The sequence below is a fragment of the Paenarthrobacter sp. Z7-10 genome, from assembly GCF_026932795.1.
Lineage (GTDB): Bacteria > Actinomycetota > Actinomycetes > Actinomycetales > Micrococcaceae > Arthrobacter_M.
This window is the reverse complement of record NZ_JADPVH010000097.1, coordinates 1-7,760: the sequence shown is the minus strand read 5'-3', so window position 1 is coordinate 7,760 and position 7,760 is coordinate 1. Positions and strand designations below refer to the sequence as shown.

General features: G+C 60.7%; 11 protein-coding genes. 8 read left to right on the top strand and 3 right to left on the bottom strand.

Annotation, left to right across the window (positions count from 1 at the left end; translation table 11 throughout):
- A partial coding sequence (locus tag IV498_RS18195; RefSeq protein WP_269048489.1) for a transposase occupies positions 1-205 on the top strand: 205 nt, incomplete at its 5' end.
- Positions 206-1,066: 861 nt separating this feature from the next.
- Here the strand turns inward: IV498_RS18195 and IV498_RS18190 are convergent.
- The 3 genes from IV498_RS18190 to IV498_RS18180 all read right to left on the bottom strand — a co-directional run bounded on the left by IV498_RS18190 (position 1,067) and on the right by IV498_RS18180 (position 2,930).
- Entirely contained in the window at positions 1,067-1,423 is a 357-nt protein-coding gene (locus tag IV498_RS18190; RefSeq protein WP_269048488.1) for a hypothetical protein, read from the bottom strand.
- 217 nt (positions 1,424-1,640) lie between these two features.
- Positions 1,641-2,255, bottom strand: a complete 615-nt coding sequence (locus IV498_RS18185) for a recombinase family protein (RefSeq protein ID WP_269048487.1) — start codon at positions 2,253-2,255, stop codon at positions 1,641-1,643.
- Between the two features lie 462 nt (positions 2,256-2,717).
- On the bottom strand, positions 2,718-2,930 hold the full coding sequence (locus IV498_RS18180; protein ID WP_269048486.1) for a hypothetical protein: 213 nt from the start codon (positions 2,928-2,930) through the stop codon (positions 2,718-2,720).
- 450 nt (positions 2,931-3,380) lie between these two features.
- Here IV498_RS18180 and IV498_RS18175 point away from each other — a divergent pair, with 450 nt between their 5' ends.
- The 7 genes from IV498_RS18175 to IV498_RS18145 form a co-directional block, all read left to right on the top strand.
- On the top strand, positions 3,381-3,947 hold the full coding sequence (locus IV498_RS18175) for a recombinase family protein (protein WP_269048485.1): 567 nt from the start codon (positions 3,381-3,383) through the stop codon (positions 3,945-3,947).
- Positions 3,948-3,960: 13 nt separating this feature from the next.
- Positions 3,961-5,403 carry a Mu transposase C-terminal domain-containing protein gene (locus IV498_RS18170; RefSeq protein ID WP_269048484.1) on the top strand — a complete coding sequence of 481 codons (1,443 nt, stop codon included), beginning with the start codon at positions 3,961-3,963 and terminating at the stop codon, positions 5,401-5,403.
- Positions 5,390-6,190, top strand: a complete 801-nt coding sequence (locus IV498_RS18165) for an AAA family ATPase (protein ID WP_269048483.1) — start codon at positions 5,390-5,392, stop codon at positions 6,188-6,190. The genes IV498_RS18170 and IV498_RS18165 overlap by 14 nt, the downstream gene beginning before the upstream one ends.
- 291 nt (positions 6,191-6,481) lie before the next feature.
- The gene (locus tag IV498_RS18160; RefSeq protein WP_269048482.1) at positions 6,482-6,595 is read left to right on the top strand and encodes a recombinase family protein; all 114 of its coding nucleotides are present in this window, start codon (positions 6,482-6,484) and stop codon (positions 6,593-6,595) included.
- A 37-nt stretch (positions 6,596-6,632) separates the two neighbouring features.
- Positions 6,633-6,758, top strand: coding sequence for a recombinase family protein (locus IV498_RS19180; RefSeq protein WP_269048481.1), 126 nt, complete (start codon positions 6,633-6,635; stop codon positions 6,756-6,758).
- Positions 6,759-7,098: 340 nt separating this feature from the next.
- Entirely contained in the window at positions 7,099-7,593 is a 495-nt protein-coding gene (locus IV498_RS18150) for a GNAT family N-acetyltransferase (protein WP_269048480.1), read from the top strand.
- Between the two features lie 66 nt (positions 7,594-7,659).
- A partial coding sequence (locus IV498_RS18145; protein WP_269046113.1) for a transposase occupies positions 7,660-7,760 on the top strand: 101 nt, incomplete at its 3' end.

The window sequence follows — 7,760 nt, the reverse complement described above, 5'->3', positions numbered from 1 at the left end:
GGCCTGGACCCAGATGCTCGCCCTGACCGGCACCGCGGCCAGGCGCTGGGAGCCCAAACGGCTGCGGGCCAGGATCTTTGAAACGGCCGGCAGAATCGTGCACACCGGCCGCCGCTTCATCCTCCACCTGGCCGCCGATGCCCCGGAAACACCAGCGATCCTTCAGGCCCTGGACCGCATCCGGGCACTGCCGGCCCCCGGCTGAAAACCGTCATCACCCGTCCCGACGAAGCTAAAACAGCCCCTGGAACCAGTGGAAACCAATCCCACCCGAGACCCATCGGGCAAAACGTCGTACCCCGATGAAACAATTCAGGAAATCAGGCAGCCAGTAAGCCCTGACCCTCCGCCAACCGATCCCGATGAAAGATCGAGGTTAGGCCCGGGTGTGTGCTGAATGATCCGGTAAACCACACCGTGCTCCGCGCTACCATGAACAATTCGGCGAACTTTTCGGTTGTATGCCCGCCCACGCCGGTAAATCATCACGAGGGGCTTTCCCTCAGCAGGGGTAAGTTTGGGTTTCTTGCCCCCGGAGCTGGCCCACCAAATCCGTCTGACGACTACTACGACGAAAAGTATGAAACGGATGAGGCCGGCCACCCCGTGACCCACTCAGATGGAAGTCCGGTCGTCCTCTTCGACCCCGATTCCATCCTAGTTGAGGGCGGCGAATGGGCTCCCGTGTCTACGGTCCGGAGGAGCAAAACACGATCATCACAGACATCTTCGAGAAGGCCCGTCACGAACAATGGAACAGAATCCGGCGCTAACGGCGCCGGTTTGTGATCCGGGCGTAAATGCGCTGTTGGTTGCAGCTGAACGGTTCCCGTTTTTTCCCAACGGAGTTGATGCTCGAGATGTTCCGCCCCTCGGCTGCACGGGTAAGTGAATCTTCCGGGTTGTGAAGGGGAGTGTTGAGAGGTGGGTTGTCCGTGCTCCGCATCTACCAGATGCCCTTCGTTTGGTGGAAAACGGAACCATAAGCAAGTCCCATTTTCCTGCAACACGAGGGCCTTCTCGCGCTACGACGCGCTCAACACCCATCAACATCGGTGGATCGAGGTTAAGAGGTAGTTGCTGATGCGTCGGTAGGTTGTCGCGCTTCAACTACCAAAAGTACGATTAGAATCAGTTCGATCAACACGGTCACGGGTCCAAGCGGAACAGTCCATTGCTTATGTTGGATCCCAAAGACGATGTAGGCCACGATGATTATTGCCGCGTAGCTCGCCAACAACCACCGGGCTAGCCCATGTAGTTTTTCCAAAAAGGGAAAGGGTAGATAGACCAGCCCCAACAGCCCCAAATATCCAATGCCGCTAAGACCATAAATCAATCCGCTACTTGGATCCTCAATAAAGAATTTGAAGTGAACCGCCGCCGCCGCCAGCGTTAATAGGATAATCAAAATACGCGACATTTGCTCAATCTCCTTATCGACTGTGAAACAATTGTTAAGCCATCAAGCCATCATACCGGGGTGGGTAGCAACGGCGCAGGATCGTGCGCTAAGCACCCGCGGCTGGTGTCAGGTGGCGGGCTCGCGTAGGGCGCCGAGCTGTCCGTCGCGGACGTCGTGACCGTCTGTCAGTTTCAGAAGTCGTCTGCACGAGTTTCAGAAGCCGCCTGCGCGGACCTTATTTCGCATTCAGGAGCTTCTTCCCATCAACTCGCAGTTCCCCTATCGGGGAGACGTGGCGGTAGAGGGTTTGGCGGGTGATGCCGAGTTCCGTGCACAGGGCACTGACCTTGGTTTCGGGTTGGCCCATCGCGGCCAACGCCAGGCGCACCTTGGCCGGGGTCATCTTGTACGGCCGACCGCCCTTGCGTCCGCGGGCACGGGCCGCAGTAAGTCCGGCGACGGTGCGTTCGGAGATGAGGGCGCGTTCGAACTCGGCCAGGGCGGCGAAGATCCCGAAAACCAATTTCCCCGATGCCGTGGTGGTATCGATGGCCGCTCCCTCGCCGGTGAGGACCTTCAGGCCGATGCCGCGTTCGGTGAGGTCGTGGACGGTGTTCACCAGGTGGCGCAGATCGCGTCCGAGGCGATCCAGTTTCCATACCAGCAACGTGTCCCCGGCACGCAGGCCTTTGAGGCAGGCCGCCAGTTGCGGTCGGTCATCTTTCTTCCCGGAGGCGTGATCCTCGTAGAGGTTCGACGGATCAATTCCCGCCGTCACGAGTGCATCGCGTTGCAGGTCGGTGTTTTGCGATCCGTCCGCTTTCGATACCCGCATGTATCCGATCAGCATGGCCCCTGCTTTCCGTTGTCATTTATACGTTCGTTTAAGTTACAGCTCGATGCCAAATCAGGATGGAACTGAAAATTGTCACTTGTGTGAGTTGCAGCGGTAAGTGGCACGGTTTCCGCAGCGCTATGTGGCCGGTCAAGTAGTCCCGGAAGGCCCATCTCGTAGCGGGCGCGGGTGCTCGCAGGGCTTATTGCCTGACGTATAGAGGTGCTCGAGTTTCCGATGGGGTCATTGCTCCACCGAAGCTGCAACGTAGTGCAGCGTTCGAGCGAAGGCACCCATGGCTACCCTGTTCGGCGAGCCAGAACAGCGGCCACCCCCAGCACCGCTGCCAACAGCGAACCTGCACCACCAGTCAAACCATGGCCGGAAATGAAACCGAATATGGCTCCGACTGATGCACATATTGCAGCTGAAAATAGAAGGATTGTCAGCGACTTCTTGCGATCTGCCACTTCCGCGTCACAAATTACAATCACGGCGGATATTGTCCACCTGGACTGCGATTAACGTTGCCTCTGCAGCAAGGCCCAAAATCAGGCCAATGGCCGCAGGTATCCCGACACCAGACACTGATGCAGCTATGGTCGCTGCGATACTCAAACTGTAGCCGTTTGAGGTTTCAGCTACGCCGCCTACGCCCCCGGCGAGCATCCCCGCTTCGATCATTGTCATGGTCATCATCAGTTGCACGCCCCCGGATCTAATGCTTATTTTCGTCGGCGAAGAAGTATGCCAACGGCCCCATACACAGGATAAAAACAACCACAATTACTACCACTATTGGGTTCGTGATCCCTCCCGTTGAGGGGCTGGGCCCGGCAAGTGACCCCGCTTCGATCATTGTCATGGTCATCATCAGTATCAACCCTGGTTAGCTCCGGTTACCAGAGCGACGCGTTTGTGATTCATGTGGCATCCCTTCAATTCGTAAGCTACCAAACAACGATCGGAAACTACCATACGACCCGTCGAGCTAAGCAAGAAGATGCCACCATGGTCGCTCTCATAGACGGCCGTCCATGGAACGCTTGCCGGCTCGAGTACTCGGAACGGCGCGTCGTGTGTCATGAGCCGTGTCCGAGAGCTATGTGCTGTGACGCACCTTGGCGGTACAGTTTGTTCATGGCATCTGTCGGTTACGCGCGCGTCTCGACTCGAGAACAGAATCTCGACGCGCAAAGGGATGCCCTTGCCTCGGCAGAGTGCGAGAAAGTGTTCGTCGAGCACGCCTCCGGGGTCCTCGCGAAACGGCCGGCCCTAGATGACGCTCTCGACTACCTCCGGGACGGTGACACCCTTGTCGTGACGAAGCTTGACCGGCTAGGCCGGTCCGTCCGGAACCTGAAAGAGGTCGTCGACGGGCTCGAGCGTCGAGGCGTGGGCCTGAAAGCCCTGTCACAGGGAATCGACACCACCACTCCGGGCGGGCGGTTGTTCTTTCATATGCTCGCCGCGATCGCGGAATTCGAGCACGACTTGATCGTCGAACGCACAAAGGACGGGCTGGCTGCTGCTCGAGCCCGTGGCCGGAAGGGCGGTGGCCGGTCAAAGATGACGGCAACGAAAGCCCGTCAGGCGAGGGCGATGTATGACGAGAAGACCTACACGGTGCAGCAGATCGCGGAGACGTTCGGGGTCTCGCGCGGAACCATCTACCGCCACCTCGGCGAAGACGTCGCCCCGGCATAGGCGATGACTTCTCATGGTGCAGAGAACGGTCGAGACGAAATTCGCCCTCCTGCGCCAACACGACGACGGAGTCCCGTGGGCCCGCATCGCGGCCGAGTCCGGAGTGCCACTTCGAACGCTGTCCCGCTGGGCGAGTAAGGACCGCAGTGATTCCACGTCGCATGGGCTGGAACGTCCCCGCCGGGTCGACCGTGGTACGAGGCGAATTGTGCCCGAGCTGATCGAGACAATCGAAGCCCTGGCTCTGCGTCGGCCGGAACCCTCGTCCGCATTCATCCACCGCCGGGTCAGCGACATCGCCCGCGACCGGGGCCTTGCCGGACCGAGCTACAGCAGCGTCCGAATGGTCATCGCGGCCCTAGACCCGGGTCTTCGCACCCTCGCCCAGCAGGGCGACGCCGCGTACCGGGACCGGTTCGAGGTGGTCTTCCGCCGAAATGCAGGGCACCCGAACGAGCAGTGGCAAGTTGACCACACCCTCCTCGACGTCGAGGTCCTCGACAAAGCAGGGACACCGGTCAGGCCCTGGTTGACCATCGTCCTCGATGACTACTCGCGCGGCATCGCCGGTTACACCGTCTTTATCGGTGCTCCGACAGCAGAGCAAACATCGCTTGCCCTGCATCAGGCCGTCAACCGGAAGGCGAACCCGGCGTGGCCCATTTGCGGCCTGCCCGAGGTGCTTTACAGCGACCACGGATCGGATTTCACCTCGGCCCGGCTGGAGCGCGTCTGCCTCGATACCCATATCAGGCTCATCCACTCCCGGATTGGTGTCCCGCAGGGCCGCGGGAAGATCGAACGGTTCTACGGCACCGTCACCACGGAACTGCTCCCGCACCTTCCGGGCCATATCCCGCATGGGACCAACGGACACCCGATCACCGCGCCGACGCTGACCCTGGGACAGCTCGACGGGATATTTGAACAATTCATCGTCACCGACTACAACGAGCGTCCCCACTCCCAAACCGGCGAAGCGCCCTCGCAGCGGTGGGCGGCGTCCGGGTTCATCCCACGAAGCCCCGCCCACCTCGAGGACCTCGACCTTCTCCTTCTTACCGCGGCAGCGACACGGAAGGTTCAGCGCGACGGAATTCAGTTCGCCTCGACGCGCTACGTCTCACCGGTTCTTGCTGCCTACGTGGGCGAGAACGTCACCGTGCGGTTCAACCCGCGGGACGTCGCCGAGATCCGGGTCTACTTCGAGGACACGTTCCTCTGCCGGGCTATCGCCCCTGAACTTGCCGCTGACTCCGTTTCGCTCCAGGAACTCCAGGCCGTCCGTGCGCAACGCCGCCGAGACTTGAAGCAGCAGCTTCGACAACGGCGAAGCCTCGCGGACGCCCTTCCCGCCGACACCCGTTACGCGCCTACTGACGTCGACGAACCGGAGCCCGTTCCGCCGCCGGTAACCGCCCCGCGATCAGGATTGCGTCTTTATGCCACCGACTGAGATAGGCCACAGTCTCCTGGGCAAAAATGACGACGGGCGCCGGTTTCTCTCCGGTACGTTCGGCGAGGTCAACCACGTGCCGTCAACACGACCAGGTCTGCCCCCGTTCCAGACGACGAGGGAGCACCGCCGATTCACCGAGTTCGCGGACACCGTCCGCACCCACCGCTACGTCGGACTCTGCTGGGGCCCACCCGGTGTCGGAAAAACTTTGTCTGCCCGCCACTATGCCGGCGTGGACGAATGGGAACAATGGCAAAGCCCGTTCGACGACGACCTCGGCCCCGTCCCCGAGCGCGTCCTCAAGGCACGAACCGCCTTCTTCACGCCCACCGTCGCTGCGACCATTCGGGAAATATACCGCGGCCTGCCGAACGCGTGCCAACGGATCTCCTTCGGCATCGACTACCACGAGCACGGCGTCGTCGACCCCTACGTCCACACGGACTCCCGCTCCAGCGGCCTCACCGAGCTGCTTATCATCGATGAAGCCGACCGGCTCAAAACAACCGGCCTGGAGCAAGTGCGCGACTACTTCGACCGCCACAACATGGGCGTAATCCTCATCGGCATGCCCGGCATCGAAAAACGCCTCGCCCGCTACCCGCAGCTCTACAGCCGCATTGGCTTCGCCCACGAATACCGGCCCCTCACCCCGGAGGAGCTCAATGCCGTCCTGACCAGATGGCTCCCCGCCGGCGACCAATCGGAGGACAGTGGACTCGGTCGCACGACCGCGATCGCTACCGAATCACCGGCGGCAACTTCCGCCTCGTTGACCGGCTAGTTACCCAAATCGAACGCATCCAAGCGCTCAACCACCTCGACGCACTCACACCGGAAGTTGTGGACGCTGCACGCGAGGCCCTGCTCATCGGCCACTAAGCGGTGCAGAAATCACGCCACTTATCGCTGCGACTCACAGTTGACACGTATTCATTGGGGTCGCGCTACATCGGGTTTACGTCTGTTTGGGGTGTACCCCAACTCGACGGGTCAAGACATTTTGAGGGACATCACCTAAACGTGAATTTCCGTACCGATCCTCCTCAGACCCCTGGTCGCGGTGGGGGTCGTAGTGTGGAAGCTGGACCGGCTCGGGCGCAACACCCACCACCTGCTGGAGCTGCTGGACGACTTTAAGCCCCGCGGCATCAAGTTCCGCTCGCTGGCGGGATGGCATTGCAACTGACCCTGAGAGCGAGGTCGGGGGAGCGATCGCCCAGGCCATGGTCACCATTATTTCTGCCTTCGCCCAGCTTGAACGAGACCAGCTCTCCGAGCGGACCAGGGCCGGCATGGCCGGCGGCCGCGGCCGCCGGCCGAAAGGCAGGACGCCGGGAGGTCACAGCTGAGCACGAGAAGGTCCAGCGCGCGCATGAGCTGAAGGCGCGGGGAATCGAGCCAGCCGATATTGGAAAGATCATCGGGGCATGCCGTGCCACCGTGTACCGGTACCTGAGCATGGAATCCCTGAGTCGGACGAGTTACCCGTCCCGAAGGTTGCCTCTGTGGTTGCCTCAAACGCCCGGGCTTCGGGGCAACATCGGAGACAGTCAGGTTACGCGAGATCCGCGCATCCGGTTCCGCAGGGGAGTGTCCGAACCGGAGTCTCCGCGTTCTAGGGAAGCGGATAGTAGGGCGGGGACGTTTTGAAGGAAACCGGCCTTAAGCTCCGGGGTTAGTCTGATGAACATGGGGAACGAACAGATGATTATTCGCGGGGCGACCGCTGATGACTTGAGCGTGCTGGCGGCAGCGGCTTATGAAGCGATGAACTGGAGTGGAGAAGCCCGGTTCACGCACGAACAAATCATGAGGACCCCGGAGTTGTCGCACTATCTGGAGGGCTGGCGCAGGCCTGGAGACTTCGGTGTCGTAGCCGAGACGGCAGATGCGGTGCCGCTGGGCGCTGCCTGGTGTCGCATTTTCGCCGTCGAAGACGCCGGATATGGGTTCGTAGCGCCAGAGATCCCGGAACTGACCATTGGTGTCCTGCCCGGCTACCGTGGCAGGGGAGTTGGAACGGCCCTCATGGAGGGTTTGATCAGCCAGGGTGTATCCAAGGGTTTGCAGGCTATCAGTCTCAGCGTTAAGGACGGAAACAGGGCCAGGGCGCTGTACGAATGTCTGGCCTTCCGCAAAGTCGGCCGCAACGGCGGCTCAGACACCCTACTGCTCGAACTCTAAACGACGTTTAGCGCTGCAGGTGAGGTGTACTACTGATGTGAGACACAGTTTGAAAGGATTGTGCCCATGTCCGCCCGTCAAACGTTTTCTGATGAATTCAAAGCCGATGCCGTTGATCTCGTTATTTCTTCCGGCCGTCCGATAGCCACCGTCGCCTCCGAGCTGGG